General features: G+C 59.3%; 16 protein-coding genes. 13 read left to right on the top strand and 3 right to left on the bottom strand.

Going from position 1 to position 16,012, the window contains the following annotated elements; all coding sequences use genetic code 11:
- Positions 1-686 precede the first annotated feature (686 nt).
- Positions 687-1,706, top strand: coding sequence for a C45 family peptidase (locus tag J2Y48_RS19865; RefSeq protein ID WP_310421443.1), 1,020 nt, complete (start codon positions 687-689; stop codon positions 1,704-1,706).
- Here the strand turns inward: J2Y48_RS19865 and J2Y48_RS19860 are convergent.
- Entirely contained in the window at positions 1,703-2,869 is a 1,167-nt protein-coding gene (locus J2Y48_RS19860) for a hypothetical protein (RefSeq protein WP_310421441.1), read from the bottom strand. The genes J2Y48_RS19865 and J2Y48_RS19860 overlap by 4 nt on opposite strands.
- A 140-nt stretch (positions 2,870-3,009) precedes the next feature.
- Between J2Y48_RS19860 and alr the strand changes: the two genes are divergently transcribed.
- The 3 genes from alr to J2Y48_RS19845 are packed head-to-tail and all read left to right on the top strand — an operon-like array spanning position 3,010 to position 5,836.
- Positions 3,010-4,101, top strand: a complete 1,092-nt coding sequence (gene alr, locus J2Y48_RS19855; RefSeq protein WP_310421439.1) for an alanine racemase — start codon at positions 3,010-3,012, stop codon at positions 4,099-4,101.
- Positions 4,098-4,964: a DMT family transporter gene (locus J2Y48_RS19850; protein WP_310421437.1), complete on the top strand. Its 867-nt coding sequence runs from the start codon at positions 4,098-4,100 to the stop codon at positions 4,962-4,964. Before alr ends, J2Y48_RS19850 begins: the two co-directional genes overlap by 4 nt.
- Positions 4,961-5,836, top strand: coding sequence for a TIGR01459 family HAD-type hydrolase (locus tag J2Y48_RS19845; protein ID WP_310421435.1), 876 nt, complete (start codon positions 4,961-4,963; stop codon positions 5,834-5,836). The genes J2Y48_RS19850 and J2Y48_RS19845 overlap by 4 nt, the downstream gene beginning before the upstream one ends.
- Positions 5,837-5,867: 31 nt before the next feature.
- Here the strand turns inward: J2Y48_RS19845 and J2Y48_RS19840 are convergent, their stop codons facing one another.
- Both J2Y48_RS19840 and J2Y48_RS19835 read right to left on the bottom strand, forming a co-directional pair.
- A complete protein-coding gene (locus tag J2Y48_RS19840; protein WP_310421432.1) occupies positions 5,868-6,665 on the bottom strand; it encodes an IclR family transcriptional regulator in 798 nt (265 codons plus the stop codon).
- 56 nt (positions 6,666-6,721) lie between these two features.
- Complete coding sequence (locus tag J2Y48_RS19835) at positions 6,722-8,053, bottom strand: MmgE/PrpD family protein (protein ID WP_310421430.1); 1,332 nt, start codon at positions 8,051-8,053, stop codon at positions 6,722-6,724.
- 192 nt (positions 8,054-8,245) lie between these two features.
- Between J2Y48_RS19835 and J2Y48_RS19830 the strand changes: the two genes are divergently transcribed.
- Genes J2Y48_RS19830 through J2Y48_RS19790 form a run of 9 tightly spaced genes read left to right on the top strand, consistent with a single transcriptional unit; the run spans position 8,246 to position 15,752 of the window.
- Positions 8,246-8,509: a (2Fe-2S)-binding protein gene (locus J2Y48_RS19830; RefSeq protein WP_310421428.1), complete on the top strand. Its 264-nt coding sequence runs from the start codon at positions 8,246-8,248 to the stop codon at positions 8,507-8,509.
- Positions 8,506-9,897 (top strand): FAD/NAD(P)-binding oxidoreductase, encoded by a 1,392-nt coding sequence (locus J2Y48_RS19825; RefSeq protein WP_310421426.1) that lies wholly within the window; start codon positions 8,506-8,508, stop codon positions 9,895-9,897. Before J2Y48_RS19830 ends, J2Y48_RS19825 begins: the two co-directional genes overlap by 4 nt.
- Entirely contained in the window at positions 9,884-11,074 is a 1,191-nt protein-coding gene (locus tag J2Y48_RS19820) for an FAD-dependent oxidoreductase (protein WP_310421424.1), read from the top strand. Before J2Y48_RS19825 ends, J2Y48_RS19820 begins: the two co-directional genes overlap by 14 nt.
- Positions 11,064-11,948, top strand: coding sequence for an ABC transporter substrate-binding protein (locus tag J2Y48_RS19815; RefSeq protein ID WP_310421422.1), 885 nt, complete (start codon positions 11,064-11,066; stop codon positions 11,946-11,948). The genes J2Y48_RS19820 and J2Y48_RS19815 overlap by 11 nt, the downstream gene beginning before the upstream one ends.
- Positions 11,949-12,000: 52 nt before the next feature.
- Positions 12,001-12,771, top strand: a complete 771-nt coding sequence (locus J2Y48_RS19810; protein WP_310421420.1) for an amino acid ABC transporter ATP-binding protein — start codon at positions 12,001-12,003, stop codon at positions 12,769-12,771.
- A complete protein-coding gene (locus tag J2Y48_RS19805; protein ID WP_310421418.1) occupies positions 12,768-13,415 on the top strand; it encodes an amino acid ABC transporter permease in 648 nt (215 codons plus the stop codon). Before J2Y48_RS19810 ends, J2Y48_RS19805 begins: the two co-directional genes overlap by 4 nt.
- A 1-nt stretch (position 13,416) precedes the next feature.
- Positions 13,417-14,133: an amino acid ABC transporter permease gene (locus J2Y48_RS19800; protein ID WP_310421416.1), complete on the top strand. Its 717-nt coding sequence runs from the start codon at positions 13,417-13,419 to the stop codon at positions 14,131-14,133.
- A gap of 30 nt (positions 14,134-14,163) precedes the next feature.
- Positions 14,164-15,147, top strand: coding sequence for a dihydroxyacetone kinase subunit DhaK (locus J2Y48_RS19795; protein WP_310421569.1), 984 nt, complete (start codon positions 14,164-14,166; stop codon positions 15,145-15,147).
- The gene (locus tag J2Y48_RS19790; RefSeq protein ID WP_310421414.1) at positions 15,144-15,752 is read left to right on the top strand and encodes a dihydroxyacetone kinase subunit L; all 609 of its coding nucleotides are present in this window, start codon (positions 15,144-15,146) and stop codon (positions 15,750-15,752) included. The genes J2Y48_RS19795 and J2Y48_RS19790 overlap by 4 nt, the downstream gene beginning before the upstream one ends.
- Positions 15,753-16,012 lie beyond the last annotated feature (260 nt).

The following is a 16,012-nucleotide window of genomic DNA, read 5'->3' as shown; positions in this document are numbered from 1 at the left end:
TGACCTTTAGCCCGATGGGCCTCTTGCATACGTCACAGGTTCCCCGACCCTTGCGGATCGTAGAAAAGGCACGACTTGCGCGCATGTAGCGATTCAATCGGGGTTTCCACGCCCCAAGACAACAAGGATTGCCTCGGGCTAAGCATACATCGAATCAACTATTAATTGCAAACAGCTTTGTCCGAACTGCCTCGTCAGTTGCTATGCGGCGGCGCTTCCGGTTGTGTCAGTTGAACAACCATGCCCAATAGATGGTGGAGAAGCTGAAGGTCATCGCGCCCCGGGTATCGCTGCGAGGTTTCCTGGACGATTCGGAGAAGGGCGCTTGCTTCGTCATACACGAACGCCTTAACCAATTGCTCGGCGTCCGGACCTTCCGTGAGCGATTTTTCTCGCCGGCCCATCACGCTGCCTGGTCCCTAACCGGGTTTCCTTGATCACATGAGTGAGACATTGCACTCCCCTGCTGGTTACGCTTATGCAGGCCTGAGCAGTGTGCAGGGTACTGCCCCGGCCAAGAACTGTTGAATCCTACAATGCGAGGGCACGAGGTCGGCGGCGGCTCTATCCACGGTAGTGCCAAACTTTCGTACAGCGACGACTTGCATGCGGATGGACGCCGACGGCGAGACATCCATAATGTGGATGCACATTTACAGCGGGTCTGCAATATGAATATCGGAAGAATGCCTTTCCTCACTTTGCGGGGAGATCCCTATTCTCGTGGAAGACAGCATGGCGAGGCGTTGTCGACTGCAATCCACGCGTCACTCTCCCGCCTCAAACGATCGTCAACGAACGGGGCCTGGAGCCGTGCCGAACGCCTAGCGGGGCATTCCTGGCTGCAGCTTGAAGACCTGGCGCCAGACATCGCGGCCGAAATCAAAGGCATTGCCGAGGGCAGCGAAATATCACTTCTCTACGCCTATCTCCTTTCCGGGTTCGAGTTCCTCGAGACCACTCCGCCGGGGGGCTGCACGACAGTTGCAGTAACCGACGGCAAGGAGGCAGTCGTTGCCCAAAACTGGGATGCCCCACCCGGCACCGAACAAGAACTTGCGATGCTGCTCCACCAGGACAAAGACTATGGAGTTGCAATGGTGGCTTCCCCGGGAACGCTTGGTTGGGTGGGCATGAACTGGGCCGGATTAGCCCTCGTTACCAATGATCTCATCGTCGATACCGCCATGCAGGGAATTCCAAGTCTCGTCGTCCGGCGCCTGCTCCTGCAGGAACGGGACGTTTCAGGGGTGCTTGCGAAACTGCGCCTGGCAGATCACCTTTCCGGTCGCTGCTATCTTTTCGGCGATGCCAACGGGCACGTTGCAGGGTGCGAGATTTCGCCATCAATTGGCTGCGTTCCCCTGACCGGCAACCAGATCGTGCATACCAATCACCCCATCACACCACCGATCGCCATCATGGAAGACATCGAGGCGGTGGCCCGCATCTATCCCTCCAGCCGGGAACGGCTGCGCTCAGCAAATAGTCCGAGCCTTGAAGGCATCGCAGACATCCACGGCCTCCTACGGAATACGACCGGAGCGCCAGACGCGATCTGCAAAACCGCATCGGCGCGCGAGCCGACGCAGACGGCATTCTCGGTCGTCTTCGAGTGCAGGGATCGGCGTGCTTCGATCTGCCTCGGGCGACCGGATCGCGGCGTCTACCACGCATTTGACTTCGCCCATGAGAGCGTTGTCTAAGCAGAGGCAAGGCTACTCATGCCGAATTGACGAGCATATTCCGCAAATCGGGAAGCAAGCTCAGCAGCTCTCTCCTCGCATTCATCGGGACGGAATGCACGGCACTCATACCCCATCGCCTCTCTCATGATTTCCGCAGATTCATCCGTAATCCGTACGGTCCCGTCATCGTCGACGCTTTCGATCCCGTCAAACCGCTGGCATTGCCGGTTGACTTCAATCGCCTCCTCGAGCGTCAGTCCGCATGGGAGGTCGATCAGCGGGCCCGATTGCGTCATGCGGACGGGATAACCGCCGACGAGGCCGAGCGGTCCCGGCCCATGGACGACCTGACCAGCGCCGTCAGCCACCGCATGCAGCATTGCAGTGGCCGACGAGGCGGTAACGGATTGTCCGGCAAGTCCCTTGATGCGGCGGAAACGCCCGGCAACATTCGAAAACAGGCGATCGTGATCAATTTCAACACGGGGAACCTCTTTACCGTCCGCGTAGATCGTCAGGTGATAGGGAGCTCCGTCAGTGCCTCCTGTGCTTGGCATGCGATAGCTTATGTAGTGGTGGGCGAAGAACCGAACGTCGATCGCTGCAGGACTACGCTTGAGCATGTAGGCGGCGGCAAGACGAATACCGGGCACCGCATTTGCAATGTTGCCGATGCCCACTGCAGGTGCGAGCCCCTCAGCGGCAAGCGAGGCGTTAACGACATCCGGATAGGACGCATTCACAACCGTCGCACGGCTATCTGCCAATCTGACTGCCTTCATCAGGCGACGCGTGAGAACCTGGTGCATTGGCGTCCACACGCCACCCCTCGCCATATCCAGGCGCTTGTAAGCCTCGGACGGAAGCCTGGTGATGATCCACCAGCTGTGAAGAGTAGTGGCATTGAAGATGATGTCGGGACTTAGCCTGTGCAAACGCTCTGCGGTCTGATCGACATCCATCAGGTCTAGAGGCGATATCGAAACCGCCGTTTCCTCGCAACCGAGATTCATCGCGGTGTATCTGGCCAGATTGATCCGATGCAGGGCCTTTTCCGGCGTCCTCGCCCCGACGACCAAGGCGTAGTTCCGTCTGCTCTGAAGCAGGAAGTCAAGGACTGCACCACCGAGTATACCGCTTCCAATAATGAGAATGATTTTCTTTCGCTTCTCCCTGGCCATGACGAGCCCTCCAATCCACCGAGCTAACTTGCAGTACCAATCTAGGGTTGTATTCTGCCTGACATTTAGTTACTTTGCAAGGATACTCTTACCTGGGGTTGTGGATGTGGACGCACACTTATCAAGATAGGGAACCCGAATTGCAGGTCGATCTCTCAGCAATCGCCGCAAACTTCCACCATCTCAGATCACTTGTTGGATCCGACACCGAAGTTGCAGCTGTGGTCAAAAGCGATGCTTACGGTCTTGGTATGAACCTGGTCGTTCCAGTGCTTCTGGAGGCTGGCTGCCGTACGTTCTTTGTCGCAAATCTCCGTGAGGCGATGCAAATCCGGACAAGGCTGACAAGCTCGGTCCGGATAAACATTCTCGCGGGAATCGAAGACAACGAGTTGGACGTCTATCGTTCGTATCGGCTTGCACCTGTCTGCGGTCGCTTGCAGGACGCAATCCTTGCCGCTCGAAAGCTTCCAGAGCTCGTTCTAAGCCTTGAGACCGGTTTCTCGCGTTTCGGCCTTACATTTGCGGAAGTGCGAGCATTCAAGCATAGGGTGCGACGCGAGCCCGACCTCGCAGTTAGTCATCTCGCCTGCGCCGATGACCCGATCGATACCACGAACCGCATGCAACGCGACCGCTTCGTCGCGATGTGCCAAATAGTCAATCCACGCAGGCGAAGTCTGGCAGCGTCGGCAGCCGTCTGGCTCGGGCAAAATTATCATTTCAATCTTGTGCGGGCGGGATCGGCTCTTTTCGGCCTGAACAATGCCGGTGTCGAACCAAACCCGCTCCGGCCCGTCGTGCAACTCATCGCCAGACTTGCGGAAGTCAGAGCCGTGCATTGCGGAGAAGTCGTCGGTTACGCAGCGAGTTTTCGCGCCACCCGCTCAATGCGAATTGGGATCGTTGCACTGGGCTACGCGCAAGGCCTTCCCTGGTCGGCAGGGAATGTCATTGCCGCACTGATCGGCGCGTATAAAGCCCCAGTGGTTGGCCGCGTCGCCATGGAATACGTGGCTGTCGATCTCAGCGACGTTCCAGCAAAACTCTGCACAGAAGGACAGCCCGTTGAATTCATAGGACCAAGTTTGCCAATCGAGACAATGGCAAGAGCGGCCCATACCATCCCCCAGGAGCTACTCATCAGACTTGGAGCGAACTGTCGCCGGCACTACACCCAGCCTTGTCGTGACGCCCCTGGATTTTGGCAGCCACAGGCTCGTAGTCCATGAATGATCGCAAGTCCGGTACGATCTTTGTCGTTGCCGCTGCCTCACTTTGGAGCACTGCGGGCCTGTTCATGGCGCTACTCGCGTCGGTGAATGTCTGGACTATCCTCTTCTGGCGCAGCCTCTTTGGCGCGACATTGGTATTCATCGTCGCAACATTGCTATGGCGCGCCTTGGCCAAACCGCTCTTGCTGGATCGGGCAGGCATGATCGCAACACTCTTTTCCGCGCTGGGAATGATCGCCTTTGTCCCGGCGCTCCAGCTGACATCCGTTGCCAACGTTGCGATGATCCACGCTTCACTGCCGCTCGTTGCCGCTATCGCCTCCAACCTCATTCTGCGCGAGAGACCCGCCCGAACCACTCTCATTTCCTCCGGGTTCACCCTCTTTGGCGCGCTTTTGATATTTGCAGGAACAGGACGCTCCGCCGTCGGTCAACTGGGCAACCTTCTCGCCCTGCTCATGACCCTATCGATGGCAGCCATGACCATATCGCTTCGGGCGAGCCGCACTGACAATATCCTTTGGATCGTCGGGGCATCCAATACCGTCGCGGCCATGGCGGCTGCGTGGTTTACACCAGCAATTGGCGTTTCCTTCACGGAGATTGTGACGCTCCTGTGCTTTGCGACTTTTCAGATGGCAGGGGGGCTCGTGCTCTATGGCAAAGGCGCACGACTGCTTCCGAGCAGCGAAGCGGCACTCCTGTCGCTTGTCGAAACGCCCTTGTCACCGCTCTGGGTCTGGTTGTTCTTCGACCAACGTCCCTCGACGCCAAGTATGCTCGGCGGCGCTTTCATCGTCGCTGCGATCGTCACCCATCTTCTGCAGAAGCGAACCCGCCAAGGCCAGGAGAAGCCATGATCCTACCGCGCACGTTAGTGAGCCTTTGCGATATCGCAGAGGGATATCGGGCGATCGTTCTCGACCTGTTCGGAACAATCCATGACGGCGTGGCGCCATTGGAAGGTGCGCTCGACGCTCTCATTGAGTTGCGACGGCGGAACATTGCCGTTTGCCTCTTGTCCAATTCCCCGCGGCGGAGCAAAGAGGTTGCGATGCGGCTTGCCCAAATGGATTTCACGTCTGATCTCTACAGCGGCCTGGTGACATCTGGCGAACTCGCCTTTGAGGCGTTGAGCTTGAAAACGGGGCGCGACAGTCTCGGCGATCGCTACCTACACGTTGGCCCAGCAGAACTCGCCAACCTTCTTGCGGGCTCCGGCCGAACGTCGGCTTCTTCGATCGACGAAGCGAGCTTCCTGCTTGCAACCGGAACGACAGAGCCACCGGAGGAACTCGAACGGGTTCTTGGCCAGTCCCGTGCGAGGGGTCTCCCCATGGTGTGCGCCAATCCGGATCGAACCGTGCTCATCGGAGACAAGCTGATCGAATGCGCCGGCGGCGTGGCCAAACGATACGAGCTCCTCGGCGGAGCCGTCCTCTACCACGGCAAGCCGTTCCAGCCAGCCTATGCGCATGCCCTTCACCTACTCGGTGTGCCTGCACGTGTGGTTCTTGCGATCGGAGACAGTCTTGAGACGGATGTGGCCGGCGCAAACAAAGCGGGAATCGATGCAGCGCTCGTGCTGACGGGCCTGCACAAGGATACGCTTCGACAACAAAGCCTGGCATATGAGCGACTGCATCAATTGTGCTTGGACAGCAACGTTTCCCCGAAGTTCGTACTGCCAACATTTTCCTGGAATCCGAAAGGAGGCGGCGGACCGGTCTGAGGTTTGCCCTTTGCTAGGAAACGGCTGTTGACTATCCGACATGCAGTTCATCCAACGGGTTGAGAGAAGCCTCGATGTTTCGAACTTCGGCTTTCAGCATCTCGACCAACTGGGGAAGACGTTCGTCCGTCAAGCGCGCGCTTGTCAGGTTTATGGCGATTGCGGCCACCGCGTCCCGACCAGGCGGCAGGATCGGCACTGCGATCGCAGATATCCCAGCCACCAGCGCGCCCCGATCAATCGCATAGCCGTTATGGCGGATTTCGGCCAAAGCGTCCTTGACCTTCTTTTCAGTCAGTCCGCCATATTGCTTGTACAGAGGCGCATTTGTCTTCATGACCACCTCGGCCTCGGTTGGGAGCAAGAATGCAAGGATCGCCTGGCTCGCCGGCCCGACGCCCATTGGAATCTGTCCTCCAGTATGGCCCGTCAGGCTGTCTATGACGTACGTCCCCTGCTGTCGGTCGACGCAGACGGTGTTGAACCCGGCTCGTGCCATTAAGAAGACGGAATCTCCTGTGTTTGCAGAAAGCCGCACAAGGGCAGGGCGTGCCATTGTCCTCAAGCCTGTACCGTCGGCTGCCGCAGCGCCCATGGCAAACAAGGCAAGCCCAAGACGGTAGCGTTTCGTTTCACGCTCCCGGTCAACCAGACCATGGCGCTCCATCGCCGTCACAATTCGATGCGCCGTCGATTGTTTTAGCCCCATGGCCTCGCCAATCATGGCCATTGTCGCACCGCGCTGACCAACATCACCCAAGAACTTCAAAATCGCGACCGCTCTGTCGAGCAGCTGTGTGCCTGTCGCCGCGATCTCGTCCTTTGCCATTTCAACCCCATCCGTCTGCCGAGCATTCGTTGTCAGATGGCAGCTTTGTAGAATGACTATGACGGGTTGCAAAGGGCATGGAACAGCGGCCTGGTCGGCGCGTCGTCCAAAAGAGCGTGTACGGCGTCGGCGACTGCTTTCGATTGGGTTTGCGATAGTGGCCCCCGCGATGTCAGCACTGCAAACTTGGCATTGAGTTCCTCGTCGCTCATCGGATTTCCGGGTTCGCCTTTCGGGTGCACGATCTCCAGTGTCACCGGCCTTCCCCTGACAGTCAGGGTCACCTTGGCTGGTGTGGTCGCGGGAAACGATCCGGCATAGAGGGGGCTGGCGACAAGCCGAATTTTCGAAGCAAGCGCGAGCACCTCTTCGTCGCCAAGACTTTCATGCTTGAGCGGCATCAGCGCAGCCGCCCCACGAACAAGGGCTACGGAAGTGCAGAACGGAATGCTATATTGCGCAGCCTCGCTCGAATCAGGAGCCGCCTGGTTCGGCAAAGACAGCGCACGGGTGAATGTCTCGATGACGACTTCGTCGATCTCGAGAACCGAAACCCCAAGACGCTCCTTCAATTGCACTGCCGCATCGATCGCAGCATGAGCCCATCGGCAGCAGCTGTAGCGCTTGAAATAGGCATGCTCGATAGCCCAGCCATCCCCCAGCCCCGAAACAAGCACCCTTTGGTCGTAGAGCGATTCCTCGTCGAGCATGTCAAGCGGTCCTGTATGCCCGGCGGCTGCGAGAAAGGCCGACTGAAGTCCATTTGCGGTTGCCCAGGGAATACCCTCCTTGACCGTGTGGCCAAGTCGGGTCCAGCCCGTTCCGAACTGGCCGGTCGCCGTCTGACCGGCGATGGCCATGGCATGGGCAGCTACATCCTCAGGCAACTGCATGAGCCAGCCGGCGGCTGCCGCCACGCCATAACCGCACCATAGACCGGTGTCGGTGGTTCTAAGCTCATTGATGTCGCGCGAAGCAGCCGCACGAACCGCCACCTCGTATCCGATCGCGATTGCCGACAGCATTTTGTGACCGGATATCTCCTGACTTTCGCTCAATGCCAACACCGCTGGGACAATGGCGGCAGCGGGATGCCCCGCCGCCGCCCGATGACCGTCGTCGAGGTCGAGGCTTGAGGCAAAGGTCGAGTTGACGAAAGCTGCGCCGGATGGCGTCAACCGCTTGGTGGAGAACCAGATCGATGATGATCCGGAGCCCCAGATCTCGTGCGCTACATCGAGCGACGCCAGACCGGCTGACGTTCCTGCTCCGCTTGCAGCAACCCCGAGCGTGTCGAGAAGCGTTCGGCACGCGGCATCGCGCTGCTCGCTCGGCACCTTGGTAATCGAACGTGTGAAAGCTGCAATCCGACTGAAGGCATTTGGCATAAGCATCCTTTCGACTACTACCCCAGGTCGTCGAGAACTTTCGTACACCTGCAGCTAGAGTATCCATACTATGGGCGATTCCGTATTTGACATCCACATTATGGCTACTTAGTCTGCAACTATCAACTGTGCGAAGGAGCCAGCGAGTTGCAGCGACAACAATCGAAAGGACCGGCACGACTGGACCGCTCAATGTCACCTCAGGTTGAGTTGATGGTCGATGGGCGGAGATTTTCGGCGCATCAGGGGGAGACCGTGTTGACTGCCCTCAACACCGAGTTCGGCCACATCCGCGACTTCGAGTTTCGCGACGAGAAGCGAGCTGGGTTCTGCTACATGGGTGCCTGCCAGGATTGCTGGCTTTGGACCGACTCTGGAGAACGCATCCGTGCGTGCTCCAGCCTGGTCAAAGACGGTATGTGCCTGTCCACCGACGCTTTGGGACTAGGCCGATGAGGGACGAGCCGCCAATCGTCGTGGTCGGTGCCGGACCTGCGGGCGTCAGCGCGGCGCGGACGCTGGTGGGTGCCGGGCACAGACCAATCCTCGTCGACGAAGGAATGTTTCCCGGCGGCCAGGTCTTTCGTCGCCCACCGTCGCCGCTGCAGCAAAGCGACGAAAAGCTTTACGGTTTCGATGCCCGCCGCGCCCGGCGCCTTCATGACGAATTTGCCGCGCTGCTGCCTTCTATCGTCTACCACGCCGAAACAATGGTTTGGGCAGTTGAGTCGAACCTCCTTCATCTCGCGCGTGGCGACAAGACGACATGTCAGCCGTGGAAGAGGCTCATTCTCGCGACCGGCGCCATGGACCGCATCGTACCGACGAACGGCTGGACGGCCCCCGGCGTTGTCACCCTGGGGGCAGCGCAAATCGCGCTCAAGGCACAGGCCTCTATCATTGGAAAAAGCGTCATCTTTCTGGGTAGCGGTCCGTTGCTTTACCTGGTGGCCTACCAATACGCCCGTGCGGGTGCACGCGTTGTAGCAGTTTTGGAAGCCGGGCGACCCTTCCAGCGCTTTTCCGATCTACCAGCGCTAGCGTCCGGAGGAGCGACCTTCGCAAGAGGCGTCTTCTATATTGCCTGGCTCAAGGCACATGGCGTACCGATCAAGACGGGCATTGAGCCGCTTGAGATCCTGCATGGATCCGATGGCAGAACCAACGGGCTGCGTTACCGCAGGAAGGGGCAGGGGCGTGAGACCATCTTGTCCTGCGATGCGCTCGCGATCGGCTATGGCCTGAAGTCAGAGACGCAACTGGCAGATCTTCTTGGGGTCGACTTTCATTTCGATCCGCAGCAGCGCCAGTGGTTGCCGACAACAGATCTCGATGGTCGCAGCTGCGTTGATGGTGTCTACCTTGCCGGTGACGGGGTCTCGATCCGTGGAAATCAGATTGCCGCCATTGCCGGTGAGCTCGCAGCCCTTGCGCTATTGTCGGACATGAATGGTTCTGAGGCGCCGCAAGCGGGATCGCTACGTCGGGAAATTAGTCGGGCGCGGCGATTTCGAAGAGCCTTGGACTCGGTTTTTGCCTTTCCTACCGACCAACTGAAAACCCTTCCGGATGAGGCTCTCATTTGTCGCTGCGAAGGTCTGACCGCGGGGGCTGTGCGCGATGTCGTGGGACTGTCGGGAGAAAGCGACATCAATCGCGTGAAGGCATTTTCACGACTTGGCATGGGACGCTGCCAGGGCCGCGTCTGCGGTCCGGCCGCGGCCGAACTGATCGCAGCTGCGGCATCGACCGATATCCTTCACGTCGGCAGGCTTCGAGGTCAGGCGCCGTTGAAGCCTATCGCCCTTGCAACGCTGGCAGGAGGCCGCGATGAAGGTATTTGACCTTGCCATCATCGGCGGCGGGCTCGCAGGCTGTTCGACAGCGTTGCACGCAAGGAAGAAGGGGGCTTCCGTCATCCTTCTCGAGCGCGGCCGATGCGGTGGACAGGCGAGCGGCGTCAATTATGGCGGGGTGCGCCAGCAAGGTCGCCACCCCGCAGAGCTGCCGCTCGCAAGGCGCAGTCGAGGAATATGGGGCAATCTCTACGCCCTTGTCGGCTGCGACTGCGAATTCATCGCGACCGGTCATCTTAAGCTCGCCCGAAACGACGGGGACATGGTCGACCTGGTCGCCCATCAAGCCATCGCCGCGGATCACGGCATCACCATTGAACTTTTCGACAGGGCCGATTTGCGCCGCCGCTTTCCCTACATTGGCGACCGCTTTTATGGCGCCTCTCTCTGCGCCGAAGATGGACAGGCAAACCCACGGTTAGCCGCTCCGGCATTTGCGCGCGCAGCCCGGCAGCTGGGTGCCCAAGTCCAGGAAGAGTGCCCCGTCGAACACGCAGTCCTGTCGCCGTTCGGGTTCGAAATCCATGTCACCGGCCAAGATACGCCGATCCGTGCCCATCGACTGGTCAACACTGCCGGAGCATGGGGAGCCAATGTAGCCGGATGGTTCGGCGACTCCGTCCGCGAAGAGGTGATGGCGCCGAACATGTGCGTCACAGAACCGATCGCCCCGCTGATCGGTCCCAATCTCGGTATCTGTGGCGGTGGCATTTATATCAGGCAGGCGAGCGGACACGGAAGCATCATCTTCGGGTCTGGCGTTGGAACCGCCGATAGAGATGCCCTTCGGGCAAGGCCACTTGCGGCAGTGACCATGGATGCGGCCAAGGCGGCAATCGACATGGTGCCCGCGCTCGCGAATGTTCTTGTCGTTCGCAGCTGGACCGGCATCGAGGGCCGGATGTCTGACAACTTGCCGGTCGTCGGCCCCAGTCCCACGGTCCCCAACCTCTACCACGCCTTCGGGTTTTCCGGGCACGGCTTTCAGCTCGGACCCGCTGTCGGGGCAGTCCTGGCCGAGCTTGCCATCGACGGCGGATCGCCGACGTGCCTCGCAGGACTATCCATGACCCGGTTCGCCGGGGTGCCAGATCCGGCGGCAACCTCACCGCCGGCCAACAAAGTCCAACCAAAAGGGAAGGGGAATGACACCGATGAGAAATAAACTGATACTGATGATGGGCGGCACGATCGCTTTGCTGGCTGGACTCAATCCAGCATTATCGTCTGCGGCAGAGACGTCTAAGTACAAGCTTGTCGAGGCTGGCACGCTTTCGGTCGCAATCACAGGCGACATGCCGGGACTTGTGGCGCGTGATGGCAAGCTTGTCGGCTATGACGGCGAGATCCTGCAGATTGCGGCTGATCGCCTCGGCCTTTCAGTGAAGCCTGTACCGATGGAATGGTCGGGCGCGATTGCCGCTGTCCAGACCGGCCGCGTCGACATTATCGGCGGCAACGTGGCCTGGACCGAACAGCGGGCCGACGCCTTGTCCCTGACCGATCCAACCGGATACTTCCAGAACGGCATTACGGCAAAGACGGAAACCGGCTGGCATGTATTGTCCGATCTTGAACACAAGAAGGTCGGCTCAATCACGGGCTTTTCATTCCTGCCCGAGCTTCGGCGCATTTCTGGTCTGGAGCTGGCTTTGTACGACAGCTCGGATGCGGCAATGCGTGACCTGACCACCGGTCGCATTCAGGCTCTGGTCGGAGACCCACCGGTTATCGACTATGCAATCTCCAAGAATCCTGGCTGGGGACTCAGCAATCTCCCCTTCACCGACAACAACCCCGAGTTTCCACTTCTGACAGGCGTCGGCCGGCAGTACGTCTTCGGCCTGTCAAAGGAAAACAAGGATTTGGCCGACGCGTTGAGCGCTGAGATCCGCAAGCTCTGGGAAACCTGCGAGGTCAAGGTCATCGGCCGGAGGTACGGGAATGTCAGCGAGGCGAACTACGCACCTTCGCCGAAGAACTTTCGGGCCGGTGTCGACCGCCCGGAAACCTGGAATCCGCCTGTCTGCGGACGATAACCGCTCATGCGACCGGCTCGCCGGTCGCACCCATTCCCGCGTGGAGGCCGTCATGCCTGACAACACCCTTCTCACTGTTCAAAAGCTCACCAAATGCTACGGCAAACTCGCAGTCCTCAAGGATGTCTCATTTGCGCTCCGGCGTGGCGAGCGCATCGCATTGATAGGTCCAAGTGGCTCCGGAAAATCCACCTGCCTGCGTGCGATAAACTTTCTCGATCCCCCGACAAGCGGGGAGATCAGGCTCGACGGGCAGTTGGTCGGCCGACACCAAAGTGGCCGCCAGCTCACCGATGCTGAGCTGGCGCCTCAACGCGCTGAAATCGGCATGGTGTTTCAGCACTTCCATCTCTGGCCTCACCTCGATGTACGAGCAAACGTGGCACTGCAGCCCAAGAAGGTGCGGGGAATGAGCGCAGCCGCAGCCGGTGAACTGGCCGACGAGTTGCTCGCAAAGGTTCACCTCTCGCACAAGGCTCAGGAGTTTCCGGGCCGGCTTTCGGGCGGGCAGCAACAACGCGTCGCGATTGCACGGGCGCTGGCACAGCGCCCCAAGCTTCTGCTTTTTGACGAGCCGACGTCCGCGCTCGACCCCGAGCTTGTCGGAGAGGTGCTGAATGTCATCAAGGAACTTGCAGCCGAAGGACGTTCCATGGTGCTCGTCACCCACGAGATCGCCTTTGCGCGTGAAGTCGCCGATCGCATCCTGTTCATGGATGGTGGGACTGTAGTCGAGGAAGGCCCGGCGCGGGAACTCCTTGACCGACCGAAAGAGCCGCGGCTTCGGCGCTTCCTCTCCAGCCTGTCAGAGAATCGCGCATGAACGCCCTCCTCTTTGAACGCATTTTCCATGCGCTGCTGTCGGGAGCCGTCGTCACCGTTGAGGTGAGCATCGGCGCACTGACAATGGCGCTCTTGATCGGCTTGGTATTGGCCACGATCGAACATCTGACGGTCAATCGTATCGTAGTGGTTTCAATCCGTATCTATGTCGAACTGCTGCGAAACGTTCCGAGCCTCACCTTCCTTTTTCTACTCTACTTTGGGCTAGCCGCCACCGGTGTGCGATTGTCATCGATGACTGCGGCGGTGGTGGGTCTTGGAATGATTGGCGGCGCCGTGCTCGTCGATATCTTCCTGGCGGGCTTTCGATCAGTGCCGAAAGGTCAGAGCGAGGCGGCGGCGGCTATCGGCCTGGCACCCCTTATGGCTTTCCGCCTGGTGATTTTGCCACAGGGATTGCGTCTGTCGCTGCCGCCGCTTGGAAACTATGCCCTGGGCCTCGTCAAGGATACCTCGCTCGTTGCTGCCATTGCCGCTCCGGAAGTGATGTTCAATGCACGGCAGATCGTGAACGAGACATTCGCGACCGCCTGGGTCTACTGCGCAGCGGCACTTCTCTACCTCGCACTCACCTTCGTGGTCGGCCAAATGTTCGCGCTCGCCGAACGCCGGCTGGAGTATTGATATGCTCTTTCTGCAAACAATATACGCCAATCTCGCCGATTGGGGGCCACGCCTGCTGGACGCGCTTTGGACAAGCCTGGCATTGACCGTGGTGGCGTTCTGTCTGGCGTTCCTGATCGGGTTGATCATCGAGTACCTTCGGACCCGCCGTTCGGCACTTGTGCGCTCCATTGCCAAATCTTATGTCGTCCTGGCCCGTGGCGTGCCAGTCCTTGTCATCCTCTATCTTCTGTACTTCGGATTACCAGGCGCCGGCATTATCCTGGGCGCCTTTGCGGCCGGGACCCTGGGACTTGCAATCGTCTACGGCGCGTTCCTGTCTGAAGTGTTCAGAGCCGGTCTGGCCGTTATCGCGCCAGGCCAACGCGAGGCAGCCCTCGCGGTTGGTCTCACGCCGGTCCAGGCATTCCGTCTCGTCCTGCTCCCGCAGGCAGTCCGGCACATGCTGGCGCCGCTCCTCGTCAACCTTATCTCGCTTCTCAAGGACAGTTCGATCTGCGCGCTGATCGCCGTCCCCGAGCTCACCCTGATTTCGCGCGCAATCATGTCGGAGAGCTTTTTACCGCTTCACGTTTTTGCGCTGACTGCCGGATTGTACTTCGTGATCGCCTGGTCTGCGTCGTTGGCCGTGCGGGCTATCGAGAGGGGCATGGCATTGGAAAAAGGGCAATCCAAGCCTGGCAAAGCGGCAGAAACGCTGGCAACACAAGCAATTTGAGCACCAAAGGAGGAAATCTTGAATAAATTTATGAACAGTCCTTCGAATTATGTCGACGAGAGCCTTTCAGGATTGGTCGCAGCCCATTCCGACCTGTTGCGGGCAGGCCAGACCGGGCGAACGATCGTCCGGCGTAGCGGCGTAAGGCGGGGCAAGGTCGGCATCGCCACTGGCGGCGGGTCTGGCCATCTGCCGCTGTTCTGCGGCTACATCGGCCATGGACTGCTTGACAGCTGTGCCGTGGGCAACGTCTTCGAAGGGCCGACGCTACAGTCTTGCGTCGACGCGATCGATATGGCGGATGGCGGCGCCGGCGTCTTGCTCCTCTATGGAAACTACGGGGGCGATCGAATGAATTTTGAGATGGCTGCAAAGATGGCACGTGTAGCAGCAGTGCGCAGTGTACTTGGTACAGACGACGTGGCCAGTGCTCCCCGGCAGGAACGCCAAAAGCGGCGCGGCGTTGCCGGTCTTGTACTCGCGTTCAAGACCGCAGGCGCTGCAGCAGAAGCGGGCGCTTGCATTGATGACGTCACTCGGATTGCTGAGAAGACTGTTGCCTCAACCTATTCTATCGGGCTTGCCTGGTCCGGGTGCCGCCTGCCGGCTGCCGAGGCACCCCTTGCGGACATGGGGTCCAACGAAGTCGAACTTGGAATTGGTATCCACGGGGAGCCCGGAATCTGGCGAAAGCCGATGGGACCAGCGGATGCTCTGGTGGATGAAATGATCGAAAGGCTTGTTGAGGACCGGGGGAACCCGGGCGAGGGCGGCAGAGCCGTTCTCCTCGTCAACAATCTCGGTGCGACACCGGTGGACGAGCTCTACATCGCTGTGCGGAGAGCACACGAAGTCCTGACAGCGAAAAGGATCGCAATCGCTCAAACCTTCGTCGGATCCTTTGCGACATCAATGGAAATGGCCGGGCTGTCGATCAGCATCTGCTTTGTCGATCGGGAAACCGAACCGCTGTTCATCGCGCCGGCGGCATCGCCTTTCTGGAGGGTTCAATGATGGTAACAAGTCAAGCCATTGTTGCTTTAGCAAGCCGCTGCGCGGCCGCTGCGCGGTCCATGGAATCGGACTTGAATTTGGCCGATAGTCGTCTTGGCGATGGCGACACCGGAACCATGCTCGCGCGTCTGTTGACAGCGGTCGAAGCAACCGCTGCATGTGGTAACCTGGGCGAGACGTTCAGAGCGATGGCCAAGGCTGCTTCGGGCAGCACGGGTTCCAGCCTCGGAACTCTTGTCAGCGCCGCGCTACTTGCGATGGGACGCAGCTGTGGCGATCGCGCGAGCCTGCCACTGACCGATCTGTCGATCCTTCTGAAAACCGCGCGCGACGAGATGCTTTCATTGGGGCGTTCGGAACTAGGGGATAAAACGATCATAGATGGCCTTGACGCGATCGCAATCTCGGTCGAAGCCTGTACTAGGCCGGATGAAATCGCTTCTGCAGCAATGTCGGCGGCGCAAGATGCGATTCAGGAATTCAGAGGCAGGCCATGCCGGGTCGGCCGGGCCCGCTTGTGGCCCGAAAGAAGCATGGAGCTTGACGATCCTGGAATGCTGGCACTTGCAGCAATCGTCCAAGCGGTGGGCACCAAAGATAGTTGAGTGTTTTCGGATTGTGATGACGTAGATGGATGTGACAACTGGCAACGGCCCAGGTACGTGACAGATCGGCTTTCGGGTACGCGCCTGATCAAGTTGCGATCAGCGGATATACTCGAACGCGACACTCTGCAGCACGGGCGCGGTGCTCGTCGCGAGAGCATTGCCGCGATATTCGCACCGAATGTCGATTGAGTTCCGGACTGATGAGACGTAACATGCACTGACTCACAACTACGGTCCGCACCGTAGTGGCGCGCATT

The sequence above is a fragment of the Mycoplana sp. BE70 genome (genome assembly GCF_031455855.1).
GTDB lineage: Bacteria > Pseudomonadota > Alphaproteobacteria > Rhizobiales > Rhizobiaceae > Mycoplana.
Note: the sequence above shows the minus strand (reverse complement) of the source record. Positions and strands in the feature narration are given on the sequence as shown.

Coding starts and splice junctions, on each gene's coding strand:
- J2Y48_RS19865 (WP_310421443.1), top strand. CDS start 687: ATGCCTTTCCTCACTTTGCGGGGAGATCCCTATTCTCGTGGAAGACAG.
- J2Y48_RS19860 (WP_310421441.1), bottom strand. CDS start 2,869: ATGGCCAGGGAGAAGCGAAAGAAAATCATTCTCATTATTGGAAGCGGT.
- J2Y48_RS19850 (WP_310421437.1), top strand. CDS start 4,098: ATGAATGATCGCAAGTCCGGTACGATCTTTGTCGTTGCCGCTGCCTCA.
- J2Y48_RS19845 (WP_310421435.1), top strand. CDS start 4,961: ATGATCCTACCGCGCACGTTAGTGAGCCTTTGCGATATCGCAGAGGGA.
- J2Y48_RS19840 (WP_310421432.1), bottom strand. CDS start 6,665: ATGGCAAAGGACGAGATCGCGGCGACAGGCACACAGCTGCTCGACAGA.
- J2Y48_RS19835 (WP_310421430.1), bottom strand. CDS start 8,053: ATGCCAAATGCCTTCAGTCGGATTGCAGCTTTCACACGTTCGATTACC.
- J2Y48_RS19830 (WP_310421428.1), top strand. CDS start 8,246: ATGTCACCTCAGGTTGAGTTGATGGTCGATGGGCGGAGATTTTCGGCG.
- J2Y48_RS19825 (WP_310421426.1), top strand. CDS start 8,506: ATGAGGGACGAGCCGCCAATCGTCGTGGTCGGTGCCGGACCTGCGGGC.
- J2Y48_RS19820 (WP_310421424.1), top strand. CDS start 9,884: ATGAAGGTATTTGACCTTGCCATCATCGGCGGCGGGCTCGCAGGCTGT.
- J2Y48_RS19815 (WP_310421422.1), top strand. CDS start 11,064: ATGAGAAATAAACTGATACTGATGATGGGCGGCACGATCGCTTTGCTG.
- J2Y48_RS19810 (WP_310421420.1), top strand. CDS start 12,001: ATGCCTGACAACACCCTTCTCACTGTTCAAAAGCTCACCAAATGCTAC.
- J2Y48_RS19805 (WP_310421418.1), top strand. CDS start 12,768: ATGAACGCCCTCCTCTTTGAACGCATTTTCCATGCGCTGCTGTCGGGA.
- J2Y48_RS19800 (WP_310421416.1), top strand. CDS start 13,417: ATGCTCTTTCTGCAAACAATATACGCCAATCTCGCCGATTGGGGGCCA.
- J2Y48_RS19795 (WP_310421569.1), top strand. CDS start 14,164: ATGAACAGTCCTTCGAATTATGTCGACGAGAGCCTTTCAGGATTGGTC.
- J2Y48_RS19790 (WP_310421414.1), top strand. CDS start 15,144: ATGATGGTAACAAGTCAAGCCATTGTTGCTTTAGCAAGCCGCTGCGCG.